General features: G+C 52.1%; 12 protein-coding genes and 2 pseudogenes. 7 read left to right on the forward strand and 7 right to left on the reverse strand.

Annotation, left to right across the window (positions count from 1 at the left end; all coding sequences use genetic code 11):
- Positions 1-130 precede the first annotated feature (130 nt).
- Both hemB and proP read right to left on the reverse strand, forming a co-directional pair.
- Entirely contained in the window at positions 131-1,108 is a 978-nt protein-coding gene (gene hemB / locus O3W44_RS13615) for a porphobilinogen synthase (protein WP_269293486.1), read from the reverse strand.
- A gap of 127 nt (positions 1,109-1,235) precedes the next feature.
- The gene (gene proP, locus O3W44_RS13620; RefSeq protein WP_269293487.1) at positions 1,236-2,741 is read right to left on the reverse strand and encodes a glycine betaine/L-proline transporter ProP; all 1,506 of its coding nucleotides are present in this window, start codon (positions 2,739-2,741) and stop codon (positions 1,236-1,238) included.
- 96 nt (positions 2,742-2,837) lie between these two features.
- Here proP and O3W44_RS13625 point away from each other — a divergent pair, with 96 nt between their 5' ends.
- Together O3W44_RS13625 and O3W44_RS13630 are read left to right on the forward strand one after the other, a co-directional pair.
- Positions 2,838-3,059 (forward strand): hypothetical protein, encoded by a 222-nt coding sequence (locus O3W44_RS13625; RefSeq protein WP_269293488.1) that lies wholly within the window; start codon positions 2,838-2,840, stop codon positions 3,057-3,059.
- Positions 3,060-3,165: 106 nt separating this feature from the next.
- Positions 3,166-3,657: a hypothetical protein gene (locus tag O3W44_RS13630; protein ID WP_269293489.1), complete on the forward strand. Its 492-nt coding sequence runs from the start codon at positions 3,166-3,168 to the stop codon at positions 3,655-3,657.
- Here the strand turns inward: O3W44_RS13630 and O3W44_RS13635 are convergent.
- On the reverse strand, positions 3,564-5,330 hold the full coding sequence (locus O3W44_RS13635; RefSeq protein WP_269293490.1) for an EAL domain-containing protein: 1,767 nt from the start codon (positions 5,328-5,330) through the stop codon (positions 3,564-3,566). The two genes, O3W44_RS13630 and O3W44_RS13635, sit on opposite strands and share 94 nt — an antisense overlap.
- 490 nt (positions 5,331-5,820) lie before the next feature.
- On the opposite strand from O3W44_RS13635, the gene O3W44_RS13640 reads away from it, so the two are divergent.
- The gene (locus O3W44_RS13640) at positions 5,821-5,943 is read left to right on the forward strand and encodes a hypothetical protein (RefSeq protein ID WP_269293491.1); all 123 of its coding nucleotides are present in this window, start codon (positions 5,821-5,823) and stop codon (positions 5,941-5,943) included.
- A gap of 39 nt (positions 5,944-5,982) precedes the next feature.
- On the opposite strand, the gene uxuA is transcribed toward O3W44_RS13640, so the two are convergent.
- Positions 5,983-7,167 (reverse strand): mannonate dehydratase, encoded by a 1,185-nt coding sequence (gene uxuA, locus O3W44_RS13645; RefSeq protein WP_269293492.1) that lies wholly within the window; start codon positions 7,165-7,167, stop codon positions 5,983-5,985.
- Positions 7,168-7,316: 149 nt separating this feature from the next.
- Here uxuA and O3W44_RS13650 point away from each other — a divergent pair, with 149 nt between their 5' ends.
- On the forward strand, positions 7,317-7,997 hold the full coding sequence (locus O3W44_RS13650; protein WP_269293493.1) for a FadR/GntR family transcriptional regulator: 681 nt from the start codon (positions 7,317-7,319) through the stop codon (positions 7,995-7,997).
- On the opposite strand, the gene O3W44_RS13655 is transcribed toward O3W44_RS13650, so the two are convergent.
- Complete coding sequence (locus tag O3W44_RS13655) at positions 7,986-9,041, reverse strand: AI-2E family transporter (RefSeq protein WP_269293494.1); 1,056 nt, start codon at positions 9,039-9,041, stop codon at positions 7,986-7,988. The genes O3W44_RS13650 and O3W44_RS13655 overlap by 12 nt on opposite strands.
- 451 nt (positions 9,042-9,492) lie before the next feature.
- On the opposite strand from O3W44_RS13655, the gene O3W44_RS13660 reads away from it, so the two are divergent.
- Positions 9,493-10,713, forward strand: a complete 1,221-nt coding sequence (locus O3W44_RS13660; RefSeq protein WP_269293495.1) for an MFS transporter — start codon at positions 9,493-9,495, stop codon at positions 10,711-10,713.
- A 93-nt stretch (positions 10,714-10,806) separates the two neighbouring features.
- On the opposite strand, the gene O3W44_RS13665 is transcribed toward O3W44_RS13660, so the two are convergent.
- Positions 10,807-11,622 (reverse strand): TIM barrel protein, encoded by an 816-nt coding sequence (locus O3W44_RS13665; RefSeq protein WP_269293496.1) that lies wholly within the window; start codon positions 11,620-11,622, stop codon positions 10,807-10,809.
- A gap of 427 nt (positions 11,623-12,049) precedes the next feature.
- Between O3W44_RS13665 and O3W44_RS13670 the strand changes: the two are divergent.
- Together O3W44_RS13670 and iolB are read left to right on the forward strand one after the other, a co-directional pair.
- Positions 12,050-13,556, forward strand: a pseudogene (locus tag O3W44_RS13670) (CoA-acylating methylmalonate-semialdehyde dehydrogenase).
- A gap of 13 nt (positions 13,557-13,569) precedes the next feature.
- Positions 13,570-14,384: pseudogene (gene iolB, locus O3W44_RS13675) on the forward strand (5-deoxy-glucuronate isomerase).
- Between the two features lie 53 nt (positions 14,385-14,437).
- Here iolB and O3W44_RS13680 read toward each other — a convergent pair.
- Positions 14,438-15,280, reverse strand: coding sequence for a MurR/RpiR family transcriptional regulator (locus O3W44_RS13680; RefSeq protein WP_269293497.1), 843 nt, complete (start codon positions 15,278-15,280; stop codon positions 14,438-14,440).
- Positions 15,281-15,927 lie beyond the last annotated feature (647 nt).

Raw genomic sequence — 15,927 nt, forward strand, 5'->3', positions numbered from 1 at the left:
CAGGCACGCGGCACCTGTGCAGGCTTTGCGTTTTTAAACGCATCGCAGCGCCCGTTATTCCAGGGTTTGCCTTGCGGCTAAGAAAAAGAGAGCGGCTGTAGCGATACAGGCGCTCTCTGCAGAGAAGGGATCAGAGCACTTTTTGCTCAGCGAGATCGAGGGCAAAGTAGCTGAAGATCAGGTCGGCACCGGCGCGCTTAATGGCACCAAGGCTTTCCAGCACGACATTATGTTCATCGATAGCACCGGCCTGTGCGGCAAATTTGATCATCGCGTATTCACCACTGACCTGGTAGGCAGCCAGCGGCAGCTCAGTGCGTTCACGAATATCACGCAGGATATCAAGATAAGCGCCAGCAGGCTTAACCATTAACGAGTCAGCGCCTTCAGCAGCATCAATCAGTGATTCACGAATCGCTTCACGGCGGTTCATGGGATTCATCTGGTAAGTCTTACGGTCACCTTTCAGAGCAGTGCCAGCCGCTTCACGGAACGGGCCGTAGAAAGACGAAGCAAACTTGGTGGAGTAAGACATAATTGCCGTTTGGGTAAAGCCAGCGGCGTCCAGAGCCTGGCGAATCGCCTGCACCTGACCATCCATTGCTGCCGAAGGTGCGATAAAGTCAGCACCGGCTGCTGCCGCAACAACAGCCTGTTTGCCAAGGTTGACAAGCGTCGCGTCGTTATCGACACCGTGATCGCACAGCACGCCGCAGTGGCCGTGGCTGGTGTATTCACAGAAACAGGTATCCGACATCACAATCATTTCGGGCACGGTATCTTTGCAAATACGCGACATACGCGCGACCAGGCCATTTTCATTCCATGCATCGCTGCCGGTGGCATCAAGATGGTGAGAAATGCCGAACGTCATAACCGAGCGAATACCGGCTTTAGCAATACGTTCAATCTCATAAGCGAGGCGTTTTTCCGGAATACGGACCACGCCAGGCATAGCCTGAATCGCTTTATAATCATCAACACCTTCTTCAACGAAGATTGGCAGTGCCAGATCGTTCACGCTGAGAGAGGATTCCTGAAACATTGCGCGCATCGACGCGCTGGAGCGCAGCCTTCTTGGGCGCTGGATAAGAGAATAATCAGACATAATCATTGCTTACCAGTATAAAAAAGTGTCAATAGTTTACTCCCTTTGTCAACAAGGGATGAAGGTTTGTGTGCGGCTTAAGGCAAAAGAAGAAAAAAATCTCCCGCCAGGCGGCGGGAGAGAGCAGTTACTCGTTAATGTCCGGGTGCTGCTGCACCAGGGTTTTACGTTTTGCTTCGAGGCGGGCAATTTCTTCGTCGATATCTTCGATTTTTTGCTCGATGCTATCGTGATGCTCCTGAAGAATTTCACGCGCTTCAGCCAAATCAGATGCGGCAGGTGTGGCGCCTTTCAGCGGCTTGTTCGCCGTCTCTTTCATGTAAATGCCCGTCACCAAACCAATTACCGCAATGACCATCAGATAGTAAGCTGGCATGTAGAGATTGCTGGTGGTCTCTACCAGCCAGGCGGCAAGCGTTGGCGTCAGACCGGCAATCAGCACGGAGATATTAAAGGCGCTGGCTAATGCACTGTAACGAATGTGCGTAGGGAACATGGCGGGCAGTGAAGAGGCCATCACACCGGTGAAGGCGTTGAGGATCACCGCCAGCAGCAGCAGCCCGGCAAAGATAAGCCCGATAACACCGCTGTTAATCATCATGAAGGCGGGAATGGCAAAAAGCAGCAGAGCAATACTGCCAATAATCACAAACGGACGGCGACCAAAGCGGTCGCTTAACATGCCCATGACCGGCTGAACAAACAGCATACCGATCATGATGGCAATAATGATCAATACGCCGTGATCTTCCGAGTAGTGCAGGTTATGCGATAAGTAACTCGGCATGTAGGTCAGCAACATGTAATAGGTCACGTTGGTCGCAATAACCAGTCCCACACAGGCCAGCAGGCTACGCCAGTGTTTGGTGGCAATCTCTTTGAACGAAACTTTCGGTCCATCGCGCAGGCCTTCACGATCGCCTTGCTCCAGCTTATCTACATGCTGCTGGAATGCGGGTGTTTCTTCCAGCGCATGGCGCAGGTAAAGACCGATAATACCGAGCGGCAGTGCCAGGAAGAACGGCAGGCGCCAGCCCCACGACAGGAAACGCTCCTCACCAATAATGGTTGAGATCAGCACAACTAAACCCGCGCCAAGTACAAAGCCCGCTATGGAACCAAAGTCGAGCCAGCTACCCATAAAGCCGCGTTTGCGGTCAGGGGAGTATTCAGCGACGAAGATAGATGCTCCGGTATATTCGCCACCGACTGAGAAGCCCTGCGCCATTTTTGCGACTAACAGCAGAATCGGTGCCCAGATGCCAATGGAGGCATAAGAAGGTATCAGGCCGATACAGAAAGTACTTATCGACATGATAACAATGGTTATTGACAGTATCTTCTGGCGACCATATTTATCGCCCAGCATGCCAAAGAACAAGCCGCCTAGCGGACGAATCAGAAAGGGAACCGAGAAAGTCCCGAGTGCAGCAATCATCTGAAGGCCGGGTGAGGCATCCGGAAAAAAGACTTTACCTAACGCGTAGGCAACAAAGCCATACACACCAAAATCGAACCACTCCATCGCGTTACCCAAAGAGGCCGCGGTGATGGCTTTACGTAAACGGGCATCATCGATGATAGTAACGTCATCAAGCCCAATCGGTTTTACACGCTTCCTACGCAATTTCATAGAATTACCCTGTAATAGAACATGAAAGTCCTCAACGGCGCGAACCGAGCAAATGCCTTCAGACCGCTGCGTTGAGGAAATTTAAGCATAGCCTTAATGGGGCGTTTTCCCTTGGCCATAATCACAATAATTCCTGTTGAAATTATTGCATCACGCGACAGAGTATACCGTTTTTGTGTGATCTTTGTCATGTTTGAGCTGAAAATGACCATTTCTGACGAGCAAGTGAGACATGCCAAAGCCCTGGAAAATATTGCCAGTAGCTCTCGATTGATGGCTTTCTGCGCAAGCGCCAAAGCCCCTTTTTTTGCGGCGTAATGACGTTAAAGGTAAGTTATTTTTATGTGTTAATTTAAAGACAGATGTAACTTGCCAGATCTAAAACCTTCGGTAATACTCTGCGCCTCATGTCTGCGGAGGATACATGACAAGGAAAGCGGTTCGACCCTTCGATAATCCCTGGCTGTCACAACTCGACAGTGTAGAAAAAAAATTAATGAATGCGGTGCCCGCGCATCGACAGGCCTTTTCCGTCGACACGCGCCCACACGTCTGGCTCCAGTGTAATCAGGATACTGAGCAGGTACTGCATCAACTGACGCAACATTCTGATGATCTGTTGCAGGACGCAAACGGTTGGCTCCAGGCTGGCTGGCTGTCACAGCAGAGCAGGGAAGACGGTCAGCAGCTTCAGCAGCCTGGTAAGTGGTTACAAACCGCATCCGGCAATAACATGTCGCAAACCGAGGAGTATCAGCGGCTGGTTGGGCAGCTAATGCCGACGCTGAAACGCATTAATCAGCGACGCAATATGCAATCTTTTCAGCCAGTCTGTTCGCGAATAACCAAAGAAGATCCGGTGGAAGTCGCATTACGCGTCGCCATGAAACGACGCGCGCCGCTGTTGAAGCAGTAAATACAGGTTTGTTTTGCCTGAATAAAGCCGATGCGATCTGATCCGCCCAGCAAATACATACTGCAAACATCACCCAGGGCGCTGCACAGAGTGATCATCTTTCTCAGCGTGAATAGGCCGTGGGCCTTTCTCTTTAGCCAGGTGATCAGCGTGGCGTTGTCCATTGGCCGCGCATAATAGTAGCCCTGGATAAACACCACGCCGCGCTGTTGCAGATAAAGAAGCTGTAACGCTGTTTCGACGCCTTCACCCAGAACTTTCAGACGCAATTTCAGGCTCAGGTTGATAATGGCATCCAGCACCGGCGTTTCGCCGCCTAACGACTCGATCGCATTAATAAAGCCGCGATCGATTTTCAGATAGTCCAGCGAGAATGTTTGTAAATAGCTGAGCGAACAGTGACCTGTACCGAAGTCATCAATGGCAACTTTCATACCGGCTGCGCGTAACTGCTCCAGTTTGAGCGCAACCTCATCACCATCTTTGATCAGGCTGCGCTCGGTTAATTCGAGCGTAACGGTAAACTGCTTATGCTCCACGCGGGCAGCAAATGCCAGCATATCGCTGACAAACTCAGCATGCTGTAAATGCTCGGCGGCAACATTAATGGCCAGATGAAATCCCGGCTCAACCTGCCACGCCTGAACATCCTCTACGATCAGTTCGATTAAATGGCGCGTCAGCGGCACAATCATCCCTTCCGCTTCGGCGGCACTGATAAAAATATCAGGGCGAATGACGTCGCCATTGGGCAGCGTCCAGCGCATTAACGCTTCTGCGCCCGTACATCGCTGAAGTTGATTGTTATAAACCGGCTGATAATGAACCCTGAACTGGCGAGCATTGATGGCGCGGCGAATCTCATCACGCCATGAAATTCGGCGTTGCAGCCAGTTAGCGGTAAGTATCATCAGCAGAATGGAAAACACCGCCGCCACCGGCAGAAAGATAAACAATACCTGACCCCATGCGCGTGATACCTCCGAGCCGGGGGCAATAATGCTCACGCTTATCGGGTAACGATTTGAGGTTGTCTGATAGGGCTGCGCCTCAAAAAAGCGGCTTTGTGCTAAATCCTGGTTGCCGAAAGAGACAGGAGCGCCGTTGTCAAAACGCATTGAAAGTTGATAACCATGCGACTTGCCGATGGCGCTCATAAAATCAATTAAATACTGACCGTCGATAATCGCCCAAAAACCTTCACTGTCTGGTAACTGACGTACAAATATCACCGCAGGACGATCGGGTACGCCAGCCGTACCGGCAATTGACAAGCTCCACCAGGCGCGACCCGTGATCGGCGGCTCACGGCGAATCATTTCGCTAAACGAGCCTGCGTTCAGTCCATACGCTGAGGAGCAGGTGATGGAATCGCCCTGCATTTTTCCAATGGCACGAAAATAGGCATTCAGCGTGCCTTTGCGCTGCAACTCATCTTCAATTTCGTTACAGGGGCGATAATGATACTGACGCAAAGACGTAATCATGTCCCAGCCGGTGTCACTCATTTTCTCAGCCTGAGATAAAAGCATACTGGCGGCACTTGCCTGCTGTTGGTGGACCGTATGGCGAGCATCGATCGCTGTAAGAATCAGGCCAAGAATCAATGGCAACGCACCGGCAAAAATAATGATTATCTTTGCGAAGTCGCGTTTTCGTTTCAGTGGCGGCACCGCAAAATCCTCTGAATGTTTATCCGTTTTGAGGAGGTGCTATTGTGACAGCGCAGCATAGCATGTCCTCGAGCAGTGCAGGGTAGCGTTTTGATTATTTTCAAAACTGCGTCAGGTCAATTATCGACCGGACATTGCATTTATTGACAAATTTTTGGCATTTCACCGCGCAAAAAAGGTCGTATCAGGATGTATTGCAAACAGATTCCCGGTGACACGGATCGGACAGAAGTATGGCAGCCCTGGCTGCATCTTCCCTGCAACAGTGCGTAAGCGGCGCCGAGTGGCCAACGCGGGTAAAGCGTGCTCAGACTAAGGTTTTAGCTGCAAAGCCACGCTGCCCCGAGCATATTGACCTCTCTTCTGCGTGATGGGTGTCGGGCGATGAGCCTTAAGGCTTACGGAAGCGTGGGATGACGCCTGTCCTGAAACATTAGTTAAGATTGATATTGACGGCAATATCATTGACGGTTCTGGTGATATTCGGGCCGTGATGCCGGAAGAGATCGCTAAGGTACAGAAGGGATCGGATCTGTTCAGTGGGTTAAAAACGCTGCCGAACGCGATCAACGTAGAGGCACTGACCGATCGTTTGGTATGGAGTGCGGCGTAGTAAGCGTGAAAAGCCCCGCAACGGGGCTGAGTGTGACAATCAATCCTGGAAAAAACATTGCCGCAGCGCCACTTCCACGCCGCGCAGCTCCGCCAGACCTTTCAGGCGGCCAATGGCTGAGTAACCTGGGTTGGTGCGTTTGTGCAAATCGTCCAGCATCTGATGACCGTGGTCGGGGCGCATAGGGATCGCACGTTGATTACCCGCCTGACGACGACGCTGCTCCTCGGCCAAAATCACGTTAATCACACCGACCATATCAACATCGCCCGTAAGGTGCGCCGCCTCATGGAAACTGTTGGGGTTATCTTCGCGTTTGGTGGCGCGCAGGTGAATAAAGTTAATGCGATCGGCATAGGTTTTGGCCATTTCAACCAGGGCATTATCGGCGCGTACACCGTATGAACCGGTACAGAAGCAGAAGCCGTTGTGCAGGCTATCCACCGTCTCTTTGAGCCACTGCATATCTTCCTGAGTAGAAATAATGCGCGGCAGGCCGAGGATTGGACGTGGTGGATCATCAGGATGAACCGCCAGCTTAATGCCTGTTTCTTCCGCCACCGGCACGATAGCACGTAAAAAAGTCGCCATGTGTTCACGCAGTCTGGCCTTGTCGATACCGTTGTACTGCGCTAGCTGTGACCGGAATTGTTCCAGCGTGTAGCCTTCTTCTGCACCGGGTAAACCTGCAATGATATTGCGTACCAGCGTCGCTTTTTCATCATCGCTCATCGCCGCAAAGTAGCGGCTGGCTGTCTCTTGTTCCGCTGCGCTGTAATCTTTCTCAGCGCCGGGACGTTGCAAAATATGCAGTTCAAACGCGGCGAAGGCATCCGCATCAAAGCGTAATGCTTTTGCGCCATTCGGTAATTCCCAGGCCAGATCGGTGCGCGTCCAGTCGAGAACCGGCATAAAGTTGTAGCACACCGTATCGATGCCGCAGCTCGCCAGATTGCGAATCGATTGCTGATAGTTAGCGATATAGCGTTGATAATCGCCACGCTGCGTTTTAATGGACTCATGCACCGGGATGCTTTCCACCACCGACCAGACTAATCCTTTTTCCGCCAGCAATGCCTGACGCGCTTTGATCTCTTCCACCGGCCAGACGTCGCCATTTGCAATATGATGCAACGCCGTGACGATGCCCGTTGCGCCTGCCTGACGCGCATCATCCAGCGAAACCGGATCGTTCGGGCCATACCAACGCCAAGTGTGTTCCATTTTCACTCCTTATGTGATTTGGCCCAGTGGTCAGGCCGCTGGACCAAGAGTATGATAGTGACCCAGTAAAGGCCGTGATCGGGATCGCAGCATGAAAAAATGTGATCGCTGCGGCACTTCGTCTACCCGCTTGCGACAAGGAGAACAGGATGGCGCTAACCGTACTCAAAACGGAACGTCTCTATCGTCAGATTGCTAATGCGATTATGGACGGCATCAAAGAAGGGGATTTTGTTCCTGGCGGGCTATTACCACCCGAGCGTGAACTGGCGAAACAGCTCGGCGTGAGCCGCTCTTCGGTACGTGAAGCATTAATTGCACTTGAAATGACCGGCTGGGTCGATATCCGTACCGGCAACGGTGTTTACGTGGCGCAGTTGCTACCGCAAAGCACCGACAAAGCGGTGGAAAGCTTTAGCCTGCAGGATTTGCTTCAGGCGCGTGAGGCTTTTGAGGGCATGCTGGCTGCCTTTGCCGCACGTAACGGCACTGCACAGCAGCGCGCCGATTTACAGGCATTAACCATCGCGTTACAGCAGTTCAGTGAGAATGATGCCGCGTTTCTTGAGCAGGATAAACGTTTCCACTTACTGATCAGCGAGATGAGCGGCAATGACCTGCTGCGCGATATGATGGAATATTTGTGGAACAAGCGTAACAGTCCACACTTCAGACGGCTTGAGCGCCACTATGCTGACAATGCTTTTGCTCACGATATGAACAGTGATCATCAGCGTATTGCTGAGGCGATTGTGTCAGGGGATGAAGCCGCTGCACGTACCGCAATGGAAGATCATTTGCGACACGTGCAGCAACGCTTACTTGGTTAATCCTTTAACGCGCTTAGGCCGTCCGGTGCCAAGCATAATCGCCAGACGACTGCCGCCTGGCGTGGTTTCCATCAGAATTTTAGTAATGCTGGTTAGCGGTACTGAGAGCAGCATTCCCACTGGTCCCAGCAGCCAGCCCCAAAAGATTAATGATAAAAACACCACCAGCGTGGATAAACCCAGGCCGCGTCCCATTAACCGTGGCTCCAGCATATTGCCAAATACCATATGAATTGCCGCGAACAGTGCGGCTACCATAAAGGCATCGAACACCGTGTTAAGTAATAACGCCTGAATAACGGGTGGGATACCAGCAATAATCGGCCCGATGTTAGGAATAAAGTTGAGAATAAATGCCACCACGCCCCACAGCAGCGCAAACTTAACGTCCAGCAGCAACAGGCTTAACCAGACTGACGCGCCCGTGATTAAACTCACTACGGTTTTCAGGGCCAGATAGTGCGTCACCCCTTTTAACGCCTTGTGCAAACCTGCAATGCGAATCTTGGGGTTCACCAGAGAATTACGCATTTTGTAAGGCAGGTGATGCACTTCAAACAGCATGAATACCACCGTCAGTATCAAAAGAAAGATGTTAGTCATCATGCCTGAGAACTGAGTGAGCACCAGGGTGGCCACATTCATGATTGCGTTGGGATCAAATCGCTCAACTAATGTTGTGGTGGAAACATTCAGATGAAACTGCGCCGCCAGCTGTTGAACCACCACCATTCTTTGTTCCATGGTGGCACGTATCTGCGGATAAAGATCGGAGAACTCGCTGACTGAGCTGGCAAGCACGGCTATCAGCAGTAACATCACAAAGAAGATCACCGTGATCACCAGCGTAATGGCTAACCCACGACGAAATCCGCGCTTCATCAACAGGCTTACCAGCGGATTAAGCACGATTGCCAAAAAAGCGGAGAGTAAAAAAGGCACTAAAATTTCAGAAGCAGCCCGCACGCCAGCGAGGATGATGACCAGCATCGCCAGTTTGATCAGTATATTTTGTCCAATTTTTTCCTGCTGTAATTCACTCACATTCCCTCTCCTGATAATCAAATTGGCTGAAGAAAGTGTAGCTGAAGCAAAATTAACGGCCTGATTTATCAGAGAAACGACAAGATCGGTACGGCGATGTATCAGCCCCCATGATCCTCTTTTGCCTTTCGCCACGTATTACGCAGTAAAAAAACGAGCACGCTGGCAAAGAGAGCAGCTGCCAGTGCCAGCCCGATGCTGTAGAAAAGGCTGCCAGCGTATCGCTCACCTCTGACAGCCAGACTGGCGCTGAGCACACGAACCTGAATTCAGGCGTGCCAGCAAACTCTTATTTTCTTTAGAGTTTAGTGGAGGCGCATCCCGGCAGGGGGCGTGGTGAAAAGATAAACAGCCAGGCATCATTAGCAGGCGTTATGATGCGCGCCGGGTGAAAAGGCGTATAGTGAATACTCAAGCATAAAAATTTAGTCAAACACGAGCGCAATTACTCATGCCAGACCAACCTGCAATGGGATCTGCACCACGTAGTTTTCAGATTACCCTCCTGATCCTTTCCATTGTGATGTACAACTTTGCCAGCTATCTCACCATTGGTTTGCCGCTGGCAGTGTTACCCGGTTTCGTCCATGACACGCTGGGTTACAGCGCCTTTTGGGCCGGTTTAGTGATCAGCCTGCAATATCTCGCCACACTGCTGAGCCGCCCCCATGCCGGACGCTATGCTGATCTGTGGGGGCCGAAAAAAGTGGTGGTGTTTGGCCTGGTGGGCTGTCTGATTAGCGGATTATGCATCTTGCTGGCGGCACTGACGCTCAGCACGCCAACATTGAGTCTGGCGCTGCTGTGTGTGGGACGTTTAATTCTTGGCATTGGTCAGAGCTTCGCCGGAACCGGTACGTCACTGTGGGGCGTGGCGCGCGTCGGCTCTTTGCATATTGGCCGGGTTATCTCCTGGAACGGCATCGTAACCTACGGCGCCATGGCGATAGGCGCGCCGCTTGGCGTGGTGATTTTCCGTATGGGTGGGTTGCTGTGGTTATCGCTAATCATCGTGATTATCTGTCTGGCCGCTATTGGCCTGGCGCTGCCACGTCCGGCCGTGACAGGCAGCAAAGCCAGACCGCTGCCTTTCCGGGCGGTGTTGGGTAAAATTTCCGGCTTTGGACTGATCCTGGCGATGGGCTCGGCAGGGTTTGGCGTCATCGCCACCTTTATTACGCTGTTTTATCAGGCTAAAGGCTGGGACGGTGCAGCCTTCGCATTGACGATGTTCAGCGCCGCGTTTGTTGGCGCACGCCTGTTGTTTCCCAATGCGATCAATCGCCATGGCGGCTTGCGGGTCGCCAGCGTTTGCCTGGCCGTAGAAGCAGTGGGCCTGTTTCTGGTCGCGGGTGCCTTCGATCCGTGGATGGCGAAAGCGGGGGCTTTCCTGACCGGCGCAGGTTTTTCTTTGGTCTTTCCGGCAATCGGCGTCGTCGCGGTAAAAGTGGTACCGCAGCAAAACCAGGGCAGTGCGCTGGCAACCTATACGGCATTCATGGATTTGTCACTGGGTATTACCGGGCCGATTGCCGGATTTATCATGAGTTATGCCGGGATCCCGCTGGTTTATCTGCTGACGGCACTGCTGGTCTGTTTCGCCCTGTTTTGTACGCTGCGCATGATTCGTCGTCAGCCCGATGAGCCTGTTGCAGAGATCAAAGAAGGGTAAAAAAGCGGCCTCCGACCGAGGCCAAAAAATGTGTCACGAGACACAGATAAGGGTAAGGTCACGCGGAGCACCGGCTTTGCTCCGCGCAGAGGATTAGGCTTGCAGCAGTGCGATGCTGTGACGGATCTGACGCTCGATTTCGGTGGGTGTCCAGTTACTGAGTTCCGACGAGAAAGGCTCAAAGGCGTAAATTCCCTTATAGCCCAGCATCTCCAGTCGTTTCACCTGCGCCACGCTATTCAGCACATCACTGTCGCTCAGCATAATGCGTTCTTCATCGGTTAATTCAGCTGTCGGGCGCGTATCTTCTACACCTGAAAGGTGTACCAGGCCGATCTGATTAACATCAATCTCTGCCTGAAACGCCTGTTCAGCATTTTCATACAGATGATGATGAAAGGTATCCAGTACCAGCTTAAAGGGCACCTGCGCATCACGGATTAATCGCTGTGCCTGCACTGCCGATCGCAGCGAACTCACCGGAAAACCCAGTGGCTCAACCAGCCCCTGTATGCCGTAGTGCGCAAAGCGCGGTGCCAGTTTTTGCATCGCTTCCAGCGTCTGCTCCGGCGAAATCGCCACACCTTCATTGAGCGGGCACATCACCAGTGCTTTGGCCCCGATGCCTTGCGCCTCTGCTAACAACGCTTCCGCTTTCGCCAGCAGTTCTTCATCAGCGCGATTGAACGGATAGAGCGCATTGATGGTAACGATCTCAATATCATATTTTTCTGTTAATGCACGCAGCTGCGCGTGGGAGAGATCGTCTGTCACCTTGCCGCTCGGCATGTCATTACGCAGTTCTACTTTGCTCAGTCCCAGCCGTTGTACCAGCTGGAAGAAAGCTTCCAGCGAGAGGCCTGGGGCAATTTTGCGATTAATACAGAAACGAGTGGGATCGATGGCCATGCTATGGCTCCTGTTATAGAGAGGGGTAAGATGGAATTAAAGAAAACATTTATTTCATTGTCAGGAAATAATGAAACGTTAATTATTAGATCTGCTTCGCAATAATTTCATATTTCGGTTCGCGAATCACTTTTGCGATGGGCTTTCAACGTTCAAATAGCAGGAAGGAAGCGTCACCGTTCTGACACGATTGCCGGGCTTAAGCACCCCTTTTCACAGGTAATCGGGAGCTTAAACAGTGATCTCTTCAGCCAGAAGAAAAAATGCGATCTGTGCCGCTAAAAGAAAATTTTCCAAAAAGAATTATTTGAAAAATTTATTCCACTGTAATAGCTTCATATCACGCTTTTGGCTTTGCCTGGTCAGGCAACGTGACGCTTAGCACACTCAGTCTGCAGGGAACGTGAACCTTCAAAGAGGCAACAACATGAATATCGTAGGAAACTTTATTGGCGGTAAAATCACCCACAGCGCCAGCAACGAAACCATTCCTGTTTATGATCCAGCAACCGGCAAAGTGGTACGCGAACTGACGCAAAGTACCGCTGATGAAGTCGCCCAGGCGATTGAAGTGGCACACAATGCGTTTCCGGCATGGTCAAAAACCTCTCCATTACGCCGTGCCCGCGTGCTGTTTAATTTCAAAGCGTTGATGGAACAGCACCGTGATGAACTGGCGGCCTTGATTGTTTCTGAACACGGCAAAGTCTGGTCTGATGCGCTGGGTGAACTGACGCGCGGCATCGAAGTCATTGAGTTTGCGTGCGGTATTCCGCATCTGATTAAAGGGGAATATTCGCCGAATGTCGGAACTGGCGTAGACAGCTTTTCGCTGATGCAGCCGGTTGGCGTTGTTGCAGGCATCACGCCGTTTAACTTCCCGGCGATGGTGCCGTTGTGGATGTTCCCCATTGCCCTGGCGTGCGGTAACACTTTTGTTCTGAAGCCACCTGCGCTGGATCCGTCAGCGACAGTGCGTATGGCTGAACTGTTAACCGAAGCGGGTTTGCCTGATGGCGTATTTAACGTGGTTCACAGTTCAAATGAAGATGCTGAACAGCTGTATAAAGATCCGCGTATCGCCGCCGTGAGTTTCGTCGGCTCTTCCGGTGTGGCAGAGCATATTTATAAAACGGCCAGTGCTCACGGTAAACGTGTTCAGGCGTTTGGCGCAGCGAAAAACCACGCCATTGTTATGCCCGATGCCGATCTGGAAGCCACCGTTAACGCCATTATGGGCGGTGCGTTTGGTTCGGCAGGTGAACGCTGCATGGCATTACCGGTAGTGGTTGCTGTTGGTGATGACACCGCAGACAAATTGATCGCCAGCCTGACACCGCTGGTCAAAGCCCTGCGCGTGGGGCCTGGTATCAATAAAGGTGCAGAAGAGAATGAGATGGGCCCTGTGGTTTCGGCGGCGCATCAGAAAAAAGTGCTTGGCTACATCGATAAAGGTGAGCAGGAAGGTGCGAAGCTGGTGGTAGATGGACGTAACTATCAGGTCGCAGATCATGCGGAAGGCTATTATGTTGGCGGCACCTTGTTCGATCATGTCACCTCTGACATGGTGATCTGGCGTGAAGAAATTTTTGGACCGGTCCTGAGCATCATGCGTGCGCCAGACTATGAAACGGCGTTAAAACTGGTCAACAGCCACGAATTTGGCAATGGCAGCGCCATTTTTTACCAGCAACGGCCACACCGCGCGTGAATTCGTACAGGATGTTGAAGCGGGCATGGTCGGTGTCAACGTACCGGTTCCGGTTCCTATGGCTTTTCACAGCTTTGGTGGCTGGAAACGCTCAGTATTCGGTGCGCTCAATGTGCATGGCCCGGACGGCGTGCGTTTCTATACCCGAATGAAAACCGCCACAGCACGCTGGCCGAGCGGTCAGCAAACCGTGTCAGAATTCAGTATGCCAACGCTGGGCTAACAGGAGGATTGGGATGTCTTTACTTTCGAAAGCGCAACAGCCAGATAGCCAGGGCCGCATTCAGCATGTCACTCCGGAAAGCGCGGGCTGGCGTTATGTCGGCTTCGATGCTTACCTGCTGAAAAAGGAGAAACCCTGCGTCTTACCAGCGGCGATAAAGAGCTTTGTCTGGTGTTAGTCGCAGGGCTGGCATCGGTGAAAACGCGCCATGCTGATTTTCCTGGCATCGGCAAACGTATGTCACCTTTCGAACGCATTCCGCCTTATTCGGTGTATGTGCCGCACAATGACGAAGTGGAAGTGCGCGCTGACAGCGATCTTGAGCTGGCAGTCTGTAATGCACCGGGTCAGGGCAATTTACCGGCACGCCTGATTTCGCCTGATGATGTGGGTGTTGAGCAGCGTGGCAAAGGCCGAAACAAGCGCCTGGTGCATAACATCCTGCCGGATGATAAGCCAGCGGACAGCCTGCTGGTAGTGGAAGTTTATACCGATGAGGGCGATACCAGTTCTTATCCGAGCCACAAGCACGATCAGGAAAACAGCGAAAACGAAACCTGTCTGGAAGAGACTTATTATCACCGTTTTGATCCAGAACCGGGTTTCGCCATGCAGCGCGTTTACACCGACGATCGTTCACTGGATGAATGTATGGCACCCTATAACCGCGATGTCGTCACTGTGCCGCGCGGTTATCATCCGGTGGCGACTATCGCCGGTTATAACAACTATTACCTGAATGTCATGGCAGGACCGGTACGGCTGTGGAAATTTACCTGGGAGAAAGATCACGCCTGGATAAACAGTGATAACTATCCGCGCAGTTAAATAAAACGCCCTAACAAAGCAGCCCAGCGAGGCTGCTTTTTTAGGGCTGAAACTTACTGAGCCGTAGCGTTATTTAAAGCGAGAGAAACGGCCAGGGTCTGTGCCAGACACAATGACGCGACCTGAGAACGGAAGCCATCAACCTGCGCTTCACGCACCACGAAGCAGACATCACTAAACGCCGCCAGTGGGCTAACCTGACTATCGGTAATGGCAATCTGATGCGCGCCGCGCTTCGCGCCGAGTTCAACCACCTCAACCGATTCACGCGCATAAGGCGAATAGCTTATCGCGATTACCACATCTTTAGGATTCACCAGGCTGAGCTGTTCGGTGAACATGCCACCCAAACCATCAATCAGAAAGGCACGACGCTCAAGATGACGCAGCGCATAAACCAGATACGAGGCAACACTGAAAGAGCGACGCAAGCCAATCACATAAATATTTTCAGCGTCGTTTAGCAGCTTAACCGCTTTATTTAGCTGGTCCGGATTAACCTGCATCGCCAACTGCTGTAACGCCTGGCTATTGACCATCGTGAAGACGTTCAGGATCTCTGCCGGACTTTCGGGTGCGCTGGCACTGTCATCAGTGGATGTCTGACGGAACAGACGCGCGCGTTCAGTGTAGTTAACGGTTTCTTCCATCAGATGCTGACGAAAGACTTGTTTCATTTCATTGAAGCCGCTAAAGCCGAAGGCGTTGGCAAAGCGGATCAGCGTGGAGGGCGGCACATCCGCCTGTTGAGCAATGGATGCCACAGTGTCGAAAGCAATGCTGTTACTGTTATCAAGGATATAACGAGCAACCTGTTTTAGACGTTTGCTAAGTGTTTCATAGCGGCTACGAATATCGTCCTGCAACAGGGAAAGTTGAGTTGGGTTGTTGGTCATTACTTCTGCCCGTTTAATAAGAATATTGGCTGGATAATGAACGCTATAGTACCAGATGGATGGAAAATTTCATTTGTTTGCGCCGAATGAGGTCTTTATTTCATCGGATTATGAAATGCCTCACAAAATGAAGGGGTAGGGGTGGTCCGGCCCGCAGTGCGGGTAAACACTCCGTGCGGGTTCCGCCCGCCGTGCGGGTAAACACACTCCGTGCAGGTTCCGCCCGCCAGGCGGGTAAACACACTCCGTGCGGGTAAATACTCCGTGTGGGTTCCGCCCGCCAGGCGTGCGGCAGTTTCAGCACCTCCGTGCAGGCGGACGTGTCAAGGGGGCGTCGCGGCCCCTTAACAATCCCCGCGCCCGGCAGCCTCTGCTGTACCTTCGTCTCTCGCTGCGGCCTGACGGACCGCCCGGACTTGCCAGTCCCTGGCGCGTTCCGGCCTCTCGCCGACGTCCTGTCGGCTCGTCCTGGCCTGCGCTCTTTCCTCAGCGCGCCGGATGCCTCCACCAACCCCGCCTGTGATCCTTTTATTTATTAAAACAGATTCGTGTTGTCTGAGGTTTTGAAACGCAAAAACTCACCGCCATGAAGTCTGTAAAGAACGGAAGCTGCGGGTGCAGCGGGGGTTTGTCAGAGGCCTTCCTGC

It is taken from the genome of Pantoea sp. LMR881, assembly GCF_027157825.1.
Classification (GTDB): Bacteria; Pseudomonadota; Gammaproteobacteria; order Enterobacterales; family Enterobacteriaceae; genus Pantoea; species Pantoea haifensis.

Coding starts and splice junctions, on each gene's coding strand:
- hemB (WP_269293486.1), bottom strand. CDS start 1,108: ATGTCTGATTATTCTCTTATCCAGCGCCCAAGAAGGCTGCGCTCCAGC.
- proP (WP_269293487.1), bottom strand. CDS start 2,741: ATGAAATTGCGTAGGAAGCGTGTAAAACCGATTGGGCTTGATGACGTT.
- O3W44_RS13625 (WP_269293488.1), top strand. CDS start 2,838: ATGGGGCGTTTTCCCTTGGCCATAATCACAATAATTCCTGTTGAAATT.
- O3W44_RS13630 (WP_269293489.1), top strand. CDS start 3,166: ATGACAAGGAAAGCGGTTCGACCCTTCGATAATCCCTGGCTGTCACAA.
- uxuA (WP_269293492.1), bottom strand. CDS start 7,167: ATGGAACACACTTGGCGTTGGTATGGCCCGAACGATCCGGTTTCGCTG.
- O3W44_RS13650 (WP_269293493.1), top strand. CDS start 7,317: ATGGCGCTAACCGTACTCAAAACGGAACGTCTCTATCGTCAGATTGCT.
- O3W44_RS13660 (WP_269293495.1), top strand. CDS start 9,493: ATGCCAGACCAACCTGCAATGGGATCTGCACCACGTAGTTTTCAGATT.
- O3W44_RS13665 (WP_269293496.1), bottom strand. CDS start 11,622: ATGGCCATCGATCCCACTCGTTTCTGTATTAATCGCAAAATTGCCCCA.
- O3W44_RS13680 (WP_269293497.1), bottom strand. CDS start 15,280: ATGACCAACAACCCAACTCAACTTTCCCTGTTGCAGGACGATATTCGT.